General features: G+C 68.1%; 16 protein-coding genes. 6 read left to right on the top strand and 10 right to left on the bottom strand.

Translation table 11 applies throughout. The features are described from left to right. Positions 1 to 50: 50 nt before the first annotated feature. The 3 genes from FOZ70_RS01530 to FOZ70_RS01520 all read right to left on the bottom strand — a co-directional run bounded on the left by FOZ70_RS01530 (position 51) and on the right by FOZ70_RS01520 (position 2710). Entirely contained in the window at positions 51 to 1469 is a 1419-nt protein-coding gene (locus FOZ70_RS01530; RefSeq protein ID WP_219704809.1) for an HD domain-containing phosphohydrolase, read from the bottom strand. A 137-nt stretch (positions 1470 to 1606) separates the two neighbouring features. Beyond that, positions 1607 to 2056: a GNAT family N-acetyltransferase gene (locus FOZ70_RS01525; RefSeq protein ID WP_219704808.1), complete on the bottom strand. Its 450-nt coding sequence runs from the start codon at positions 2054 to 2056 to the stop codon at positions 1607 to 1609. Between the two features lie 114 nt (positions 2057 to 2170). Next, positions 2171 to 2710 (bottom strand): hypothetical protein, encoded by a 540-nt coding sequence (locus FOZ70_RS01520; protein WP_224052551.1) that lies wholly within the window; start codon positions 2708 to 2710, stop codon positions 2171 to 2173. Positions 2711 to 2907: 197 nt separating this feature from the next. Between FOZ70_RS01520 and FOZ70_RS01515 the strand changes: the two genes are divergently transcribed. The 3 genes from FOZ70_RS01515 (at position 2908) to FOZ70_RS01505 (ending at position 5278) form a co-directional block, all read left to right on the top strand. Continuing rightward, complete coding sequence (locus FOZ70_RS01515) at positions 2908 to 4227, top strand: DUF6136 family protein (RefSeq protein ID WP_219704807.1); 1320 nt, start codon at positions 2908 to 2910, stop codon at positions 4225 to 4227. Positions 4228 to 4238: 11 nt separating this feature from the next. Continuing rightward, a complete protein-coding gene (locus tag FOZ70_RS01510; protein ID WP_048027285.1) occupies positions 4239 to 4862 on the top strand; it encodes an ABC transporter ATP-binding protein in 624 nt (207 codons plus the stop codon). A 203-nt stretch (positions 4863 to 5065) separates the two neighbouring features. Next, complete coding sequence (locus FOZ70_RS01505) at positions 5066 to 5278, top strand: hypothetical protein (RefSeq protein ID WP_219704806.1); 213 nt, start codon at positions 5066 to 5068, stop codon at positions 5276 to 5278. A gap of 49 nt (positions 5279 to 5327) precedes the next feature. Here FOZ70_RS01505 and pntB read toward each other — a convergent pair whose 3' ends face one another. The 7 genes from pntB to FOZ70_RS01470 form a co-directional block, all read right to left on the bottom strand. After that, the gene (gene pntB, locus FOZ70_RS01500; RefSeq protein WP_027792749.1) at positions 5328 to 6740 is read right to left on the bottom strand and encodes a Re/Si-specific NAD(P)(+) transhydrogenase subunit beta; all 1413 of its coding nucleotides are present in this window, start codon (positions 6738 to 6740) and stop codon (positions 5328 to 5330) included. A 13-nt stretch (positions 6741 to 6753) separates the two neighbouring features. Beyond that, complete coding sequence (locus FOZ70_RS01495) at positions 6754 to 8346, bottom strand: Re/Si-specific NAD(P)(+) transhydrogenase subunit alpha (protein WP_059621310.1); 1593 nt, start codon at positions 8344 to 8346, stop codon at positions 6754 to 6756. A gap of 589 nt (positions 8347 to 8935) precedes the next feature. After that, on the bottom strand, positions 8936 to 9520 hold the full coding sequence (locus FOZ70_RS01490) for an AAA family ATPase (RefSeq protein ID WP_081071767.1): 585 nt from the start codon (positions 9518 to 9520) through the stop codon (positions 8936 to 8938). Then, a complete protein-coding gene (locus FOZ70_RS01485; protein WP_219704805.1) occupies positions 9498 to 10970 on the bottom strand; it encodes an MFS transporter in 1473 nt (490 codons plus the stop codon). The genes FOZ70_RS01490 and FOZ70_RS01485 overlap by 23 nt, the downstream gene beginning before the upstream one ends. Positions 10971 to 11061: 91 nt before the next feature. Continuing rightward, on the bottom strand, positions 11062 to 12081 hold the full coding sequence (locus FOZ70_RS01480) for a cyclase family protein (protein ID WP_219704804.1): 1020 nt from the start codon (positions 12079 to 12081) through the stop codon (positions 11062 to 11064). A 73-nt stretch (positions 12082 to 12154) separates the two neighbouring features. Then, positions 12155 to 13435, bottom strand: a complete 1281-nt coding sequence (locus FOZ70_RS01475) for a CoA transferase (protein WP_111997081.1) — start codon at positions 13433 to 13435, stop codon at positions 12155 to 12157. A gap of 92 nt (positions 13436 to 13527) precedes the next feature. Next, positions 13528 to 14292, bottom strand: a complete 765-nt coding sequence (locus tag FOZ70_RS01470) for an IclR family transcriptional regulator (protein ID WP_048027293.1) — start codon at positions 14290 to 14292, stop codon at positions 13528 to 13530. Between the two features lie 243 nt (positions 14293 to 14535). Here FOZ70_RS01470 and FOZ70_RS01465 point away from each other — a divergent pair, with 243 nt between their 5' ends. From FOZ70_RS01465 to FOZ70_RS01455, 3 genes are all read left to right on the top strand, one after another. Then, the gene (locus FOZ70_RS01465; RefSeq protein WP_059710591.1) at positions 14536 to 15438 is read left to right on the top strand and encodes a CoA ester lyase; all 903 of its coding nucleotides are present in this window, start codon (positions 14536 to 14538) and stop codon (positions 15436 to 15438) included. A gap of 184 nt (positions 15439 to 15622) precedes the next feature. Then, positions 15623 to 16705 (top strand): porin, encoded by a 1083-nt coding sequence (locus tag FOZ70_RS01460; protein WP_060148112.1) that lies wholly within the window; start codon positions 15623 to 15625, stop codon positions 16703 to 16705. Positions 16706 to 16749: 44 nt separating this feature from the next. Continuing rightward, positions 16750 to 18216 carry an MmgE/PrpD family protein gene (locus tag FOZ70_RS01455; RefSeq protein ID WP_060156741.1) on the top strand — a complete coding sequence of 489 codons (1467 nt, stop codon included), beginning with the start codon at positions 16750 to 16752 and terminating at the stop codon, positions 18214 to 18216. The last annotated feature ends 7 nt before the right edge of the window (positions 18217 to 18223 follow it).

Below are 18223 nucleotides of genomic sequence, written 5' to 3'. Positions count from 1 at the left end.
GTTGCCGCGGCGCGCATGCGCACCGCGGCCGTCAGGCCGCGCGTCCGGGCTCAGGCGGGCGCCGCGCCCGCATTCGGCACGCCCTGCGCCGGCTTCGCCGCCTGGCCGGCCAGCACGAGGATGTCGAACGCCGTCCCTTCGCGCGTCTCGAAGCGGCGCACGAGCTCGATCTGGTGTGCGGACATCACGCTGCCCTTGGTCATCAGCAGCACGCCGCGATGCGTGCGCAGATCGTCGGCGAGCTGCATCCCCTCGCGCAGCTGCGCGGACTTGATCTCCGCGACGGACGCCGCGATGCCGAGGCTCGCCGGGTCCCGCATCAGTTCGACCAGGTTTTCGACGATGCGCGGGTCGTAACGCACGCCGGCCTGCGAACGCATTGCGTCGAGCGCCTGCTCGACCGAATGCGGCGCACCGATGTCGCCATTGCGCAGCCCCTCGAAATCGCGCGCGATCGCGACGATCCGCGAGCCGGGCGGGATCGAGTCGCCGGCCAGCCCGTCCGGCGTGCCGCGCCCGTTGAAGCGCTCGTACTGGTGCAGCACGATCGACGCGACCTTGTGCAATTGCGCGACCGGCGTCAGCACCATCTGCGCGCGCAGCGGATGCTGCTGGAACAGGCCGTGCTCTTCCGCCGTCATCCGCGTGAGCGGCTTGTGCAGCAATTCGTCCGGCAGCGACAGCTTGCCGATGCCATGCAGCAGCCCCGCGAAGTAGACGTCCTGCGCATGCAGCTCGCTCATCCCGGAGGCCAGCGCGAGCCGTCGCGCAATCTCGCCGACCCGCATCGCGTGACCGCTGGCCGACCCGCAGCGCATCTCGATCATGCTCGCGCACACCTGGACCATCGCGGTGAAGCTGCTTTTCAGGTCGCGCTGCGCGGCTTCGAGGAACATCACGGTCTGGCCGAGTTCCTCGGTGCGCGCGCGAACCTGCGTTTCGAGTTCCGTGTTGAAGCGGCGCAGCGCTTCGTTCTGCGCTTCCGTCAGCGCGGCGAGCCGCGCCGCCTCGTGCCGCAAACGGCGCTGCTCCAGCGCCTGTTCGATGGTCAGCAGCAGGTCGTGATCGTCCCACGGCTTGTTCAGGTAACGATAGACGCCGCCTTCGTTGACGGCCTGCATGACCGACGCGATCTCCGCATAACCTGTCAGCAGGATGCGCATCGTGTCCGGGTAGAGCGCCCGGGCACGGGCCAGGAACTCCGCGCCGCTCATGCCGGGCATCCGCATGTCGGACACGATCAGGTCGACTTCGGTCGACGCCAGCACCTCGAGGGCGGCTTCGCCGCTTTCCGCGGTCAGGATCTCGTAGCCGGCGGGCCGGAACACGCGCCGGAGCGCCGACAGCACGCTCGGCTCGTCGTCGACCAGCAGGATCGACGGCACGCCATTCGCGTCGTCGGATGTCGCTGCCGCCCCGGTCGTTTCAGTCGATACCGCATTCGGTCCGTTTGTTGCAGATGTCGTCATGATTGGCCTCGGATCATGTAGTTATATTCTCTCTGCATCATCGGCATGCGCCGCGCATTCGATATCCGGGAAAACGCTGATGCGTTCACCCGGATCACAGCCCGCATGCGTCGTCACGACGCGCGGGCATGTGCGATCTACGCCGTCGCCGAACCCGGTTCGCGCACGTAGTAGATGTCCCACTCCGCTTCGTCGGCCTGCATGAAGCCGTGCCGCGCATAGAACCGGTTCGAATCGCTGCCGCGCAGCGCGCCGACACGCACGGGCACGCGCTGCGCGTCCGCCTCGGCAAAGATCCGCTGCAGCACGGCCGCGCCGATGCCCTTTCCCTGGTGCGCGGGCACGATGTACAGATGGTCGAGCAACCAGTGGTCTTCCTGCGGCCGAACCACGAAAAAACCCGCGTTCACGCCATCGGCTTCGATGAAGCGGCATAGCGCCGGGTCGAACGACGCGAGAAAACGCGCGCGCGCACGCTGCGGATCGAAGCGGCCGATACGCTCGAGGCTGTCGCGCATCGCGGCGATGCGAATCGCGACCAGCGTTTCGGCATCGGACCGGGTGGCGAGGGGAAAGGTCAGGTTCATGGGCAAGTCGTGCGCACGTGGAGAAAACGCCCGGCATCGCATCGCATCGCGACGCGGCGCGGCCGCCAAAGCCTGCTCGCGATGCCGGCCGCCAGCCGGCACGCACGGCGCGCGTCAGGGCGTCTCGATGCCTTCCGCACGCGTGGCAAGGAATCGCAAGTACCTGGCATCCTCGTCCTCGAACAGCTCCGGCCCGCCCGCCATGTATGCGCGCATCAGTTCGTCGGCCGCGCGGTCGAGATTGCCCAGTTCGAACTGGCACTGGCCGAGCCGCAGGTGCAGGAACGGGTTGCCGATCGCGTTGGGGAAGTGCATCGCCTGGCTGAGATTCTCGCACCCGGCCGCGTAGTCCTCTTGAAGGAAATTAGCGTCGCCGATCGCGGCCATCAACCACGTGCCGGCCTCCCAGTTCGTTTTCGGCTCGGGAAGCAGGTCGAATCCCGCCCGGAATTTCTCCAGCGCGCCTTCATAGTCGCCGTCTTCCATCAACGCATCGCCCGCGTCGCTCAGCGCGCCGATCCGCTCATACAGCTCGTTGTCCAGTTCCGCCATGTCGAATCCCTGTTCCTGAGTTGAAATCGGCCCGGTGCGGCCGGTGGTTGCGATGCGATCGCGTGTGGTGTGGCGTGCCGTGTTGCGGTCCTGCCTGCTCATCCGCCCGGCATTCGTCCAGCATACCCGAGCCGTATGACGCGCGTGTCTCGACTTGCCGCGCACCTGTCCGGCATCTGCCGAACGGTCCGCGGCGGCGTCGTGCGCGTGAATCCCGATGCCACGCCGACGGAGGCCTCGTGCCACCGTGCCTCCTCCGTTTGCGCGGCCGACACGGCGATTCGCGGCGTCGGTGTGTCATGCGGCACGGCGATCTCGCGCGTGCCGCCCCGGCCGCCAAAGGCACAGGTAGTTGTGCCGCGACGACCACCGTGGCAGGATGCCGGGTTCATTTGCTCGGTGAAAGGGAGCTGGAAGCGATGTTGTCTTGCCGACTGAGGTGGTACGCACTCGCGACGTCAAACCTGCTGCGCAGGCATTGGCAGGCGCTGCTCCTGCTGGCCATGCTGTTGCTGCCGGCGATGCCGGTGTTTTCGCAGACGCGAATTCTGGGTGCGCCGGTACTCGCGGCACTGGCACCGTCGCATGCCATCGAATGGCGGTTCGCGTGGGTGCACCTGCTCGAAGCCGTGGGCATCCTGTGGGTGCTGGCGCAGCGTCGTGCGATCACTGGGGGGCCGTTCGCCACCTTCCTCGCGTCCTTGCCCGTCTCCAACGGCCGCCGTCGCGCCATCGACACGATCGTCGTGATCGTCGCGAGTACGCCGCTGCTGCTGCCCGTGCTTGCCGCCACCATCGCGCTCGCCTTCCTGCCGCAAAAGGCGATCAACTACCTGTTCGTTCTCGACCTGTTCCTGATCACGCTCGGATGGCAATTGACCGCGCTGTCGCGCAACCTGCGCAATGCAATCGCGTTGATCGTTGCCAACGTCTTCCTGATCGGCGGCTTTCACGCCGAGGGGGCGTTACGTCCCGCGTGGCTGACCGTGGCATTGTTGCTCGCCGCTTTCACGATTGTGCATACGGCCCCTGCGCGGGCCGCCCGTTCGGAAATGCCGGGGGCGTTCTCGCGTCGTATCGCGGATGCGATCCGCGTCCGTGTCCGGAGCGGGCTGCCGCCCATCGCGAGGCTGCAGATCGGCATCCTGCGGGACCGCGCCGCGAGCACCGCCGGGCACTGCCTGACGATGGGTGCGGTCACCGCTTCGACATGCTTGCTGCTTGCGCTATGGGGGTTCGACCAGCGCGCCGTTCCGCTGACGCTGATCGCGCAGGCCGTCACCATGCTGATCGCGGCGACGACCTATCGCGATTTGCGAGCGGCGCACCTGCATGCGTCGCACTTCATGCAATCGTTGCCGCTGTCGACCTTTGCGAAGCGCCGGGCCGACTGGCTGACCGTTGCCGCGCTGGCGCTGCCGTTCGCCGCCGTCGCGCCGCTGTTGCTGGTGACGCACGGCGTGCTGTCATCGTGGATGGCGGCGGCGCTCGTGTGTTCGGGCGCACCGCTCGTCGCATTACACTATCTGCCGCAACGCTACGCGTCCCGACAATCCGTGTTGCTGGGCATCGCGCTGACCGTGGTCTGGGTCACGCTGGCCTGGCAAGTTTTCGTTTGATTACCCGATCCATGCTCCGCTTCGACAATCTCGGCAAGCGCTTCGACAAGCGCGTCATCTTCCAAGGGCTCAACTTCGCATCCGGCGCCGGGTGCGTGGCGCTGTGCGACGAAAACGGCAGCGGCAAGTCGACGTTGCTCGCCATTCTCGCCGGCACGATCGACGCGGACGAAGGCGAGGTCTGGCTCGGCGGCCATTCGCTGCGCACCGCGCCGCTCGCGGCGAAATCCGCGCTGGCGTACGTACCCGACGATTGCCTGACGTATCCGTTCCAGACCGGTCGCGCGTTTCTCGATCTCGTGGCGGCCGCCAAGAAAACCGTCGTCGACACCCGCACGCTCGAGCTGGCCGATCGATTCGGGCTCGCCCCGCATATGGACAAGCGCTTCGAGCAGATGTCGCTCGGCACGCGCAAGAAACTGTTCCTGACGGCGACGACACTCGGCGCGCCCACCGTCGTGATCGCCGACGAACCGGGCAACGGGCTCGACGCCGCGTCGCGTGCGGTGCTCGTCGACCTGTTCAGGACGTTGGCTGCGGACCGTGCCGTCTTTTTCTCGAGTCACGACCTGGCGCTGGCGCGCGCATGCGACGCGAGGATCACCAGTTTCGCGGAACTGGGAGCGGCTGGGTAGGCGACATCGTCACGCGCGGTCGTGTGAAAAAACCGGAGCGGCTGCGTGACATGAGGAACGACGAGGAGAGGCGCCGGTAGCGTTCGCGGCAAGCTGCGGTATCGGCGGCTGGCAAGGATCTGGTGCCTGATTCATGCGGTTACGCGCGATAGCACCTTCACACGGGACTGCGGTCGACCAGCACCATTCCGGAGGCCGGCCACGTGCTGGCAATCGTCATGCCGATGATGGAGACGCCGCCCGCTCCAACGGCATCATTGGCGTGGTTCTTCGATCCGCGCACCGACGATCGATCGCGCTTTTTTCCCGGAAGTGCGAAACACCCGATTCCGTCTCGCACTTCCGTGACCTTCCCGATACGCATGGCGGGCGTGCCGGGCCCCGATCAACCCGCCGTTCGATACCACGGCCGCTGACCGTTCGACCCGCGCACCCATACGCCCGTGCGCCCGTGCGCCCCGATCGTCAGGCCTTCAACGCCCCGAAGACTTCGTCCAGCATCTTCTTGGCATCGCCGAACAGCATCCGGTTGTTGTCCTTGTAGAACAGCGGATTGTCGACGCCCGCATAACCTGACGCCATGCTGCGCTTCATCACGATCGAGGTCTTCGCCTTCCACACCTCGAGCACCGGCATGCCGGCGATCGGGCTGGCCGGATCTTCCTGCGCGGCCGGGTTCACGATGTCGTTCGCGCCGATCACCATCGACACGTCGGCTTCCGGGAAATCGCCGTTGATCTCGTCCATCTCCATCACGATGTCGTAAGGCACCTTCGCCTCGGCGAGCAGCACGTTCATGTGCCCCGGCATGCGGCCGGCCACCGGATGGATTGCAAAGCGCACGTCGACGCCCTTCTCGCGCAGCACCTTCGTGAGTTCATGCACCGTGTGCTGGGCCTGCGCCACCGCCATCCCGTAGCCGGGCACGATGATCACGCTCTTGGCATCGCGCAGCAGCTCGGCCGTCTCCAGCGCGCTCACCGCCACCACTTCGCCGGCCGGCTGCGCGCCGGCGCCCGCCGCCGCGGGCGCACCGCTGCCGGTGCCGAAGCCGCCCGCGATCACGCTGATGAAGTTGCGGTTCATCGCGCGGCACATGATGTAAGACAGGATCGCACCCGACGAGCCCACCAGCGCGCCGATCACGATCAGCAGGTCGTTGCCGAGCATGAAGCCGGTGGCCGCCGCCGCCCAGCCCGAGTAGCTGTTGAGCATCGACACCACGACGGGCATGTCCGCGCCGCCGATCGCCATCACCATGTGCACGCCGAACAGCAGCGACACCACCGTCATCACGATGAGCGGCGTCATGCCGTCCTGGATCGTCTCCGCATGCAGGAACGCACGACCGTAATAGATCACGATCAGCAGCGCGGCGAGATTGAGCCAGTGCCGTGCCGGCAGCAGCAGCGGCTTGCCGCCGATCTTGCCGGAAAGCTTGCCGAACGCGATGACCGAGCCCGCGAAGGTCACCGCGCCGATCAGGATGCCTACGTAGATTTCCACTTCGTGGATCGCGTGCTCGGCACCCGTGAACTGAACCGACGTATCGATGTAGCTCGCGAAACCCACCAGGCACGCCGCCAGACCGACCAGGCTGTGCATCAGCGCAACCAGTTCGGGCATCTGCGTCATCTGCACCTTCTTCGCGGCGACGAGGCCGACGGCGCCGCCGACGACCAGTGCAGCCACGATATAAGGAATGCCCTCGGCCGACACGCGCGGGCCGAGCACGGTGGCGAGCACGGCGATCAGCATGCCGATCATGCCGAGCAGGTTGCCGCGGCGCGCGGTCTCGGGGTTCGCCAGCCCGCCGAGGCTCAGGATGAAAAGGATGGCCGCGCCGATATAGGAGACGGTAGTCAGGTTGGAAGTCATTGTTGTCGTCTCCTTACTTGCGGAACATCGCCAGCATGCGGCGCGTCACCGCGAAGCCGCCGAACATGTTGACGGCCGTGAGCGTCAGCGCACCCACCGCCAGGCCGAGGATCAGTCCCGAAGGACGGCCCTCCGCCGCGGCCTCGCCCAGCGGCGGCGCGACCTGCACCAGCGCGCCGATCGCGATGATCGACGAGATCGCGTTGGTGACGCTCATCAGCGGCGTATGCAGCGACGGCGTGACGTTCCAGATCACCATGTAGCCGACGAAGCAGGCGAGCACGAACACCGTGAAGTGCGACAGGAACGTGGCCGGCGCGAACTGGCCGACCAGCAGGAACACCAGTGCGCCGACGGCGAACGTGATGGCGAGCGACTTCGCCGACATCGGCGCGCCGCTGCCGTGCCCGTGCCCCTTGGACGCGGCTGCCGCGACCGGCGGCGTGGCGGGTTTCGGTGCCGCGGCCGGCTGCTGGATCGGCGGCGGCGGCCAGGTCACGTTGCCCTCCTTGATGACCGTGAGGCCGCGAATTGCGTCGTCGTTGAAGTCGACGTTGATCGTGCCGTCCTTCGCCTTGCACAGCTCCTCGATCACGCGCAGCAGGTTGGTCGCGTACAGCGTCGACGACTGTCGCGCCAGGCGCGACGCGAGATCCGTGTAGCCGACGATCGTCACGCCATGGCGCACCACTGCCTCGCCCGGCACCGTCAGCTCGCAGTTGCCGCCCTGCTCGCCGGCCATGTCGACGATCACGCTACCCGGCTTCATCGACTGCACCATCTCGGCCGTGATGAGCTTCGGTGCCGGCTTGCCCGGAATCAGCGCGGTGGTGATGATGATGTCCGCATCCTTGGCCTGCTGCGCGTACATCGCGCGCTGCGCCTGCTGGAAGCCTTCGCTCATCACCTTCGCATAACCGCCGCCGCCCGAGCCTTCTTCCTCGTAGTCGACCTTGACGAATTCGCCGCCGAGCGACTTGACCTGGTCGGCCACTTCCGCGCGCGTGTCGTTGGCGCGCACGATCGCGCCGAGGCCGGCGGCCGTGCCGATGGCCGCGAGGCCGGCCACGCCCGCGCCGGCGACGAACACCTTGGCCGGCGGCACCTTGCCCGCGGCCGTGATCTGCCCGTTGAAGTAACGGCCGAACGCATGGGCCGCCTCGATGACGGCGCGGTAGCCGCTCACGCCGGCCATCGACGTGAGCGCATCCATCTTCTGCGCGCGCGACAGCGTGCGCGGCAGGGAATCGATCGCCAGCACCGTGGCCCGCTTCGCGGCCAGCTGCTGCATCAGTTCGGGGTTCTGCGCCGGCCAGACGAAACCGACCAGCGTGCTGCCGTCACGCATCAGCGCGACTTCCTCGCTGCTCGGCGGACGCACCTTGAGGACGATATCGCTGCGGCCCCACAGATCGGCGGCCGTCGCCACGACTTCGGCCCCGGCCTTGCGGTAGTCGTCGTCGCTGAAGTTCGCGCCGGTGCCTGCACCGCTTTGCACGGCCACCGAGAACCCGAGCTTGATCAGCTTTTCGACCACGTCGGGAACCGTCGCTACGCGCCGTTCCTCGTTGGCCGTCTCCAGAGGGACCCCAATCAGTAATGTCATATCCTGAACTGTCAGTAGTGGCCGTCGCTAGGAGTTACGGCCTGCGTTTCAAGTCACCCAACTCAATCCGTGTACGACGCTGTTCCGCGGGCAGCTTCGCACTGCCGCGCCGAATTCACAAACTGTTCATCCTCTAAACAATCGGCTTGTCAGATCCGGGCGGTTCATGTTCATGCTCCTGCCTGATTTTTCCGACGAATAGCCGACGCATGATCCATTCGGATAAGAACTGCGAAGCATATCCCGTGCCAAAGTCTTTCCGAAATTTATATTTTGAATCGGCGCGCATTCAATCCATGAATCCCCTGTCTGGACACGGCGGGCCCATAACCTGGCGTTTACCCGCTGGAACCGCTCCACATGGCCTGTCGGCGCGTAAATCCGCTTGAAATTCGCTTTCAATCCGTTCGAAACATGAAAAACCGGTTATCGGCACAAACGCTTCGGAATCGGTTTCATCGCGAATGTCCCGTTTCTCCGCACAATGCGATTTGTCGCGTGCGAACGACATCATCCGCGTGGCCGATGACATTCGTTGCCGGCGAGTTTAAGGGAGAACGCGGCCTGTCACGATCGAGCGCGACGACGATCACTCGCGCTGCGCGTCGACGTGGGCACGGATGCGGCGCGCGCCTTCTTCCGGCGTGCATGTCGACGTGTCGATGCGCAGCGCGTAAGGCCGCGAATAAGCCGGATGCCCGAACTGGGAGCGGGCCATGCCCTCGCCGCGATCGGGCCTCGCGCGTTCGCGCTGTTCGAGGATGTCCAGCGGGCACGTCACGCCGATGACGAAGGTCTGACGCGGCGACAGCGCGGCAACGCATGCGTCGAGCGCGGCCGGATCCCGGAGCACGAGATCCAGCACGATCTCGAAATGGCTGGCCGCGATCCGTGCGAGCGTCGACTGCAGGTTGAGCTGATGGAGTCTCAGCGCCTGATTCAGCTCCTCGTCCGATCGCATGTCACGTCGGCGCGACATCTCGACGAACGCGTCGAGCGAGACGTGAAACGTCGGCACGTCCGACCCTTGCTGGAGCGCCCTGGCCAGGCTGCTCTTCCCTGCACTGGTCGGGCCGTGCAATACGACGGCAACGGGTTTCATGGCGATGGTCGATGGGCGAGGTGCCCGGTTGCCGCGATGAATCAGGATGCTAGCCCAATTTTCGCCGCCCATCGACACGCCCGGTCGGCGCTTCGGCGAGCCCGCGCAACGCCGCCGCGTTCCCGGCGCCGTCCGCGATCTCGTCCAGAGCCCGGTTGTTGGTACGCGGCCCGAACACGCCGATCGACACCATCACGATCAGCATGCTGCCGCCGATCAGCACGAACACGGCCGGCACCCCCGCGCGTTCGAGCAGCAGCGCGACGATGAAACTGCTCGCGATCCCCGTCAGGCGGCCGATCGAATGCACGAAGCCGAGCGCGCGCCCGCGGATCTCGGTCGGAAACACTTCCGACTGGTACGCGGTGCCGTTGCTCGCGAGCACCGTGTTGGACAGCGTGACGAGCAGGCCGAACGCGATCACGAACGGCGCCTGCGCCGACATCGCGAACGCGGTGCCGAACAGCGCAACGCCGAACGCCGACGCGACGATCAGCCATTTGCGCTCGACCCGGTCGGCGAGCAGGCCGGCGACGAACGGCGACACCGGATACGCGAACGCGATCACGAACGCATACCAGAGGCTCTTCGTGACGCTCGCGCCCTGCGCGGCGAGCAGCGTCGGCAGCCACTGGCTGAAGCCGAAGAAACCGATGCTCAGGAAGGCATTGAACGCGATCAGCATCGTCGTGCGGCCCCGATGCCGCGCATCCCACATCGACGGCGCGCGCTGTGCGGCAGTGGCAGTGGCCGTGGCCGCCGCGACCGGCGTCGGGACTGCGGGCAGCGGCCGGCCGGATTCCCGCTCGACGGCCCGCTCGAGCCGCTGCAGCACGGCTTCGGCCTCGGCCTCGCGGCCCGTGTGGGCAAGCCAGCGCGGCGACTCCGGCAACCGCGACTGCAGCCACCAGACGAAAACCGCGCCGCTGCCGCCGAGCAGCACGACCCAGCGCCATCCGGACATGCCGAGCGGATCGTGCGGCACCCATAACCACGACACCAGCGCCAGCACGGGCATCGCGAGATAGCCGACCGCGAAGCACAACGCGAACGCGCGGCCGCGCACCGCCTTCGGCACCAGCTCGGTCAGGAACGCGCCGATCGTGATCAGCTCCGCGCCGATGCCGCAGCCCGCGATGAAACGGCACACGAGGATGCCGAGCGCATGCGTCTGCACGCACATCGCCAGGCTCGCCGCCGTGTAGAGCAGCAACGCGCCGGTGAACAGCGCGCGCCGCCCGAAGCGGTCCGCGAGGCGCGACACGAACATCTCGCCGACGAACAGCCCGGCGAACGTCGCCGCGCCGAGCGCGCCCTGGTCCGACATGCCGAGCACGCCGTGCGAGCCCGCGTGAAAGATGCCGTCGCGGATCAGCCCGGGCGGCAGATAGGTCATCTGGAACAGGTCGTAAACCTCGAAAAACCCGCCGACGCTCAGAAACAGCACGAGCGTCCAGATGGTGGCCGTCGCGGGCAGGCGGTCGATGCGGGCGGCGATCGACGCCGCATGGGAATGAGACATGGCGATTCCTCGATGATCCGCCCGCGCGGCCTGCGCGAAGCGGCGAAGCGGCACACCCGGCGCCGGCGCGGCATGCGCGCGGCGCCGGCGTTCATACGGTGGCGACCGGATTGACCGGCGACCCGACGAGCCCGCGCAGGTGCAGCGGCGGCGCGGTCAGCAGGAAGCGGTTGCGCCGGTGCGCGTACAGCCAGTCGGCGAGCGGCGTCAGGTGCCATAGCTCGCCGAGGTGAATGCCGAGCTTGAACAGGCACAGCTCGTGCAGCGGCATCAGCGCGCCGGGCCGCTCGCGCGCCCGCGCATCGCGCGGCCGCTCCTCGACCGCGTGGTTGTCCGCCGCGAGCGCGGCGAGCCCCGACGCGTCGATCCATTCGAGCAGGCGCGGGTCGTTGCCGTCGAGCACGCAGCACATGTCCGGCGCGGTGGATTCGCCGCGCGCGTCGGCGTCGAGCAGGCGATCGGCGAAGCCCGTATGCACGCACACGATGTCGCCGCGCTCGACGATCACGTCGTCCGCGCGCAGCACCGCCATCCACTCCGCGTAGCCGATCTTGCGCCGCTCGTCGCCGAAGTGGCGCCGCAGGTCGACGAGCACGCCGCGCCCCTGCACGCCCGTCTGCGCCATCACCTCGATGCCGAGCGCACGCGCGCCGCCGCGCGGCGCACCCGCTTCAGGCACCTGGATGTGCTCGTCCATCCGGTAGCCGTTGTAGAACACGCGGGCCCGCTCGCCGTCGCCCGCCGGATCGAACAGCGAGCCGACGTGCGACAGCGCATCCCACTGCGTCGAGAACTGCGAATGCATGCAGAACGAATCGTCGCAGACGACATCGGTTGCGTTCGCAACCTGTTCATCCGCCCGATAGCCGAAATACGGCTTGTCGCCGAGCAGCGCCGGCATGATCGCCGGCGGCCGGCGCCGCGCGTTCAACCCGCCGCCGCGCGGCACGTCGAGCGGCAGGCTCAGCGAAAACACGCGGCCTTCGCGCACCTCCGCGACGCCGCGCAGCACCGCGTCGGCGGTCAGCCAGTTCAGGCGCCCTTTCTGATCGTCCGGGCCGAAATCTCCCCAGTTCGAGCCGGGCGGCCGATGGGTCCAGCGTGGTTCCATGGTGTCTCCTCCATGCAATGTCCAGGGTGCGGCGGCCGTCCTTCGCGGCCGCATCGCACGTCGCACGTCGCGCCTACCGCGTGCGGATCACGCCCAGCCCCGCGAGCCGCTCGTATTCGCGTTCGCCGAGCAGCGGCAGCAGGATCTCGCGATTGTTCTCGCCGAGCGCGGGCGCGGGCCGGCGAAACGTGCCGGGCGTGGCCGACAGGCGCGGCGTGATGTTGTGCATCGGCAGGCTGCCGACGTCGTCGTCCGGCAGCTCGACGAGCGCCTCACGCTCGATCACGTAGCGATCCTGAACGATCTGCGCGATATCCTGGATCGGCCCGACCGTCACGCCCGCTTCTTCGAAGAACGCGAGATTGTCAGTGAGATCGCGTGCGGCGATGAATTCGCCGACGATCGCATCGAGTGCTTCCGCGTGCTGCACGCGCTGCACGTTGGTCGCGTAGCGCGGATCGTCGATCAGCTCCGCTCGGCCGATCGCGCGGAACAGCCGCTCGGCCATCGCCTGCGTCGAGCTCGACAGGCACAGCCATTTGCCGTCGCGGGCCCGATACGCGTTGCGCGGCGCGGTGTTCGACGAGCGGCTGCCAGTGCGTTCCTTGATCTTGCCGGTCATCACGTAGTTCGCGGCGGCCGGACCGAGGATCGACAGCAGCGGCTCGAACAGCGACACGTCGATCACCTGCCCCGCCGCGCCGTGCGCGTCGCGCGCATGCAGCGCGACCAGCACGGCGATCGCGCCGGACAGCCCGGCCGTCATGTCGCCGAGGAACATCGGCGGCAGCACCGGCTCGCGATCGGCGAAGCCGTTGATCGCCGCGAACCCCGCATAGCCTTCCGCGAGCGTGCCGAAGCCCGGCTTGTGGCGGTACGGCCCGGTCTGCCCCCAGCCGGAGATCCGCGCGATCACCAGCTCGGGACGGATCGCGAGCAGGTCGTCCGGGCCGAGCCCCATCTTCTCGGCGACGCCGGGCTTGAAGCTTTCGACGAACACGTCCGCGTCGCGCACCAGCCGGCGGACGATGTCGATGCCCTCGGGCGCGCGCAGGTCGACGCACACGCTGCGCTTGTTGCGCCCGTATACCTTCCAGTTCGTGCTGATCCCGCCCGCCCCGACCGCGCGCAGCGTATCGCCGCGCTCGCTCTCGACCTTCACGACGTCCGCGCCGAAATCGGCGAGCTGCACGCTCAGCATGTTGCCGGCCATCAGGCGCGACAGGTCGACGACGCGCACGCCCGCGAGCGGCCCCTGCGCGCCGGCGTCGAACGGTTTCGGATGAATCGGGCCGGTGGACGCGCGACGGTGCGCGCCGGCCGCGTGAGCGGCCTGCGGGTCGGTAACGAACATGCTTGTCTCCTGGTTGGTGTATGCGTCGTGCGAGGCGGACTTCGAGGCGGACTTCGAGGCGGCCTTCGAGGCGCGCTCAGCCGCGCGCGGCGCTACTCGAGCAGCGCGCCGAGCTGGTCGGCCGCGCGAAATGCCGCGCCGGCAGCGGGCAGATCGCCGCCGAGCGCATGCGTCAGCTCGGCGGCGGCCGCCTGCACGCGCGGCAGGTAGTCGGCCAGCACCTTCTTGTTGAAGCGGTAACGCGGCACGCCGAGCGAGATCGCGCCGCTGAGCACGCGGCCGACGCCGAATGCCGGGCACGCGATCGCCGCGCTTTCCGGATCGCGCTCGGCGATCGACACCGCGTAGCCCTGCTCGGCCGTCTTCTCGTAGTCGCCGCCGCGCGTGCCGCTGAACGCAAGCAGCACACGCCCGGCCGCGCCGACGTCGAGCGGGAAGCGGTCGCCCTCGCGCAGGTGCGTGCGCACCGAGCGCTGCGCCTGAATGCGGAACAGGCACACGCGCTGGTCGCCTTCACGCACGTAGAACGCGGCCGTTTCGCCGGTTTCCGCCGACAGCCTCGACAGGATCGGCATCACGTACTCGCGCAGCTGGAACGACTCGCGATACATCATCCCGAGCTGGAACACGGCGGGCCCCAGCACATAGCGCCCGTCCGGCAGGCGCTTGATAAAGCGGAACTGCTCGAGCGACTCGAACATCCGCAACAGCGTGCTCATGTTGAGCCCCGTCTCCTCGCTCACCTGCGCGAGCATCAGCCCGCCGGGTGCGTTGCCGAACGCCAGCAGCGCGGTCAGCGCGCGGTTGACCGCGGCCACGCCGCCCTCTGCCGGACTGCTTGTCTCCACCTTGTTCATGTCCACCTCGTGCGATGCCGGACCGTTCGTGTCAGGTCGGTGCCACGTTACGGCGGCCGGCACCAGAAAAATGAAAGTCGCTTTCATTATACGCAGATCGTCGATGACATCAACATGAATCCGCACAGCTTCGTTCGGTCATCATCCTGCAATGTTCCTTGATACTAGGCGTTAACGATAATCTTGACGAATGCGGTCATCCACCACAAAAATGAAAGTGACTTTCATTTTATGAGACCGTAGATGAATTCATCGTCACCACCCGTCTGGCGCTCGCTGCTGTACGTCCCCGCGCACGTCCCCCGTTTCGTCGCATCGGCCGCCGCGAGCGACGCCGATGCGCTGATCCTCGATCTCGAGGACAGCGTCCCGCCCGCATGCAAGGCAGCCGCCCGCGACGGGCTGGCCGACGCGGTGCCGGCGCTGCGCGCGCCGGGCCGCGACCTGCTGGTACGCGCCAACGGCCCGCTCGACCAGCTCGTGCCCGACCTGCGCGCGGCCGTCCGGGCCGGCGTGGACGGCGTCGTGCTGCCGAAGGTGCGCGGCGGCTCGCACATCGAGGCGATCGACGAACTGCTGGCCGCGCTCGAAGAAGAAGCCGGCGCGCTGCCCGGCCGCACGCGGATCGTCGCGATCGTCGAAACGCCGCGCGCGTTCCAGGCAATGGACCGGATCGCGCAGGCGTCGCCGCGCGTCGTCGCGATGATGCTGGGCGGCGGCGACTTCGCGCTGAACTGCGAAAGCGGCGCGAGCGCCGATGTGCTGCGCGTGCCGAAACAGTTGCTGATCATCGCCGCGCGCGCCGCCGGCATCCTGCCGCTCGGCCTCATCGGCGGCCTCGACGAACTGCGCGATCTCGACGCGTTCGAGCGCATCGCGCGCGCGTCCGCGGAGCTCGGTTATGCGGGCGCGACCTGCATCCACCCGCTGCAGGTCGGCGCGCTCAACCGTGCGTTCCGGCCCGACGACGCGGCGGTGCGCGACGCACACGCGGTGCTGGCCGCCTACGACGACGCACGCGCGAACGGGCGCGGCGCGCTGCGCGTCGACGGCCGGATGGTCGACGCGCCCGGCGTCGCCCGCGCGAAGCGCGTGCTCGCGCGTCACGCGGCGGTACAGGCGCGCGCCGACGGCGTGCCCCGGTAATGCGGGCGCCGTCCTTCATCGCCGCGCGTCCATGCGCGCGTCGCGCGGTGCGCGCACGCGTCCCGTCACGATGCCGTCCGTTCGCCACCCGGCCCGGATAGCGTCGCCCCGCAGTACCGCCGCACCGCTCGACCGGCGCGGCGCCGAACTCAAACAAAGAACAAACCCTGGAAGGAGACAAACCATGGGCAAGCGGATGTCCGCACTGTGCGGACTGGGCCTCGTATCGGCCGGCGCCTGCGCGCAAAGCACGATCACGCTGTATGGCGTGGCCGACATCTATACGGAATTCCTCACCCATCAGGCCGCGCCCGGCGACAAGTCGTCGGCATCGCTCGTGCGAATGGCGTCGGGCGGCAAGAGCGGCTCGCGCTGGGGCCTGAAGGGTGTCGAGGACCTCGGCGGCGGCTGGCAGGCCGCGTTCCGGCTCGAAAGCGGCATCAACCTGAACAACGGTACCGGCACCGGCGCGGGCGGCTTCGACCGCTCCGCATGGGTCGGGCTGCAGCACGAGCGCTGGGGTGCGCTGCGGCTCGGCCACCAGTACACGACGCTGTTCGACGTGATGGAGCGCTATTCGCCGACGGGCGCGTACTCGACGCTGTACGAGCCGGCCGGCGCGATCGTCGGCGTCAACTTCCGCGAGAACAACGTCGCCAAGTACCTGGCGAAGATCGGCCCGCTGACGCTCGAAACGCACTATTCGTTCGGCGGCACGCCCGGCGCGTTCCAGTCGAACGCCGCTTATGGCGCCGGCTTCGACTATGCCGGCGGCGCATTCTCGTTCGCCGCCGCGTTCGACAACGTCAACACCCCGCAGCCGGGCGGCTTCGCGCATTTCCGCCGCTATGCCGCCGCCGCGATCGCGTCCGTCGGACGTGCGCAGCTGCTGGCCGGCGTCACGTACGGCCAGAGCGGCGTCGCCGCGCCGTCGGTCGTGACGCGCTACACGTTCTGGTGGGCCGGCGTGCGCTACGCGATCACCCCTTACCTGCAGGCGGTCGGCGCGTTTTATTACGAGGACATCCGTGCGCAGAATGCGCCGAACGCGCAGACACCCACGCCGCACCCGGCCAACCCGCAGCAGGTCACGCTGCAGCTGAACTACTTCCTGTCGAAAGCCGTCACGCTGTACCTGGCGGGCGGCTACGCGCGCCGCGCCGCGCTCGATTTCGACAACTACAACTACAACTTCCTCCACTACACGCTGGCCGGCGACCGCGCCAGCAGCGCGGGCCTGGCACTCGGCCTGCGCAAGCTGTTCTGACCTCGCCTCTCCCCAGTTTCAGGAACCTTCGGAGTCTTCGCACAATGAACCGCCGCCACTTCCTTTCCACGCTGACCGGCGCGGCGCTCGCGCTGCCGTTCGCCCACGCCCGCGCGGGCGCGCTGCCGGTTGCCGCCGCGCCCGGCCGCCCCGATCTCGCGCAGCAGCTCGCCGACTACGCGGCCGGGCTGCAGTATCGCGACCTCGACGCCGCGACGATCGAGACGATCAAGGCGCACCTGATCGACGCGCTCGGCTGCGCGATCGCCGCGCACGACGAACGTCCGGTACGCATCGCGCGCGACGCGGCGCTCGCGTCGCCGGGCGGCGTGTCGACGATCGTCGGCACGAACCAGCGCACGAGCCCCGATCTCGCCGCGTTCGCGACCGGCACCGCACTGCGCTACTACGATTTCAACGACGCGTACGCCGGCAAGGAGACCGGCCATCCGAGCGACAACATGTCCGCGTGCCTCGCGGTCGCCGAAGCGCAGCATGCGAACGGCCGCGACCTGATCCTGTCGATCGCGATCGCCTACGAGATCGCGTGCCGGCTGATGGACGCCGCCGCGATCAGCCCGCGCGGCTGGGATCATACGTGCTACAGCCTGCCCGCCGTCGCGCTCGCCGCGGGCAAGCTGATGCGCATGCCCGCGCCGCAGCTGGTGCAGGCGGTGAACCTGTCGATCAACAGCCATCTCGCGCTGAACCAGACGCGCGTCCAGGAATTGTCGAACTGGAAGGCGCTCGCCGATGCGGACGCGGCGCGCAACGCGGTGTTCGCGACGCAGCTCGCGCGCGCCGGGCTGACCGGCCCCGCGCCGATCTTCGAAGGCATGGCGGGATTCTTTCCGCAGGTGTCCGGGCCGTTCGCCGTCGACACGCGCGAATTCGGCGGGCGCGGCGGCGCGTTCCGGATCGGCAAGTGCTTCGTGAAGTTCTATCCCGCGCAAGGGCTCACGCAAACCGCGATTCCTGCCGCGCTCGACGTCGCCGCGCAGGTCGGCGACCTGCGCCGCATCCGGCGCATCGAGATCGACACGACCGAAGTCGGTTATGTGACGGCCGGCCGCGACCGCGAAAAATGGGCGCCGTCGACGCACGAGACCGCCGATCACAGCCTGCCGTACATCGTCGCGCGCGCGATGCTCGACGGCGACATCACGACCGAGAGCTACCGGCCCGACGCGCTGCACGATCCGGCGCTGCGCGCGTTGATCGAGCGGATCACGGTGCGCGAGGACCCGGCGCTGACCGCCCGCTATCCCGCGCACGCGCCGAACCGGGTGACGGCCGTGTGCGAAGACGGGTCGACCTGCACGAAGCAGGTGGACGACCTGCCCGGCTCGCCGACGCGGCCGATGCGGCGCGACGACTACGATGCGAAGTTCACGAAGAACTGCCGGCGGCACTGGGGCCCGGCGCAGATCCGCGCGGCGCTCGATTACCTGTGGCGGCTCGACGAGCAGCCCGATATCGCGACGCTGCCGCCGCTGCTCGTCGTCGGCTGACCGACGT

It is taken from the genome of Burkholderia sp. COPS (assembly GCF_019425585.1).
GTDB classification, from domain to species: domain Bacteria; phylum Pseudomonadota; class Gammaproteobacteria; order Burkholderiales; family Burkholderiaceae; genus Burkholderia; species Burkholderia cepacia.
This window is presented reverse-complemented; position numbering and strand designations above follow the sequence as displayed.